The 602-nt window shown below is 44.2% G+C and carries 1 protein-coding gene; it reads right to left on the bottom strand.

What is annotated here, in order from left to right:
- Positions 1-602 (bottom strand): terminase TerL endonuclease subunit (locus tag ACWHAR_RS29430; protein WP_452088736.1); only part of this gene is annotated, 602 nt, incomplete at both ends.

Genomic DNA, 602 nt, shown 5'->3' with positions numbered 1-602 from the left:
GTTTTTATTATGGATGATCTTTTTCGCCTTCACTTTTTCGCGGAAGTCTTTCGTAGGCTCTGAAAGTGTGGCAACCCCCTGCCGAATTTCAATCATCACATATCCGTCTGCCTCCATCTGTTGGGCAAACTGTGTAGCGTTATACGGGTCATAGGCAATTTCTTTGATCCGCCAGCCTTTCTCTTTCTCCATTTTTTTAATGTAAGCCCTGATATAGTCATAATCGACAACAGCGCCGTCGGTGACGGTTAACCAGTTCTTTTCCTTCCACAAATCATACGGCACGTTATCTGTCTTCATGTGCTCATAGAAGGTATCTTCAGGCATAAAACCGTGACTATCCACAGCAAAGCTCCCATTATCCAATGGGAAAATAAACGAGACAGCTGTCAGGTCAATTCGTTCTGACAAGTCAATCCCTACATAGCACTCACGGCCGGATAGATTAGGGAACTGATCAGATCCGCAATCCTTCCAAGCCTGCATATCCATGTATCCACCGTCGCGCATATTAACCCAAACATTCATATTCTTGGTCAGGAAATCCCTCATCTTTTCAGGAACAGCCAGAGCCATTTCAAGACCATCTCGCAAATATTTTT

Source organism: Bacillus sp. LR--39, from assembly GCF_053613335.1.
The sequence above is the reverse complement of the archived record's forward strand: the minus strand, read 5'-3'. Positions and strand labels throughout refer to the sequence as shown.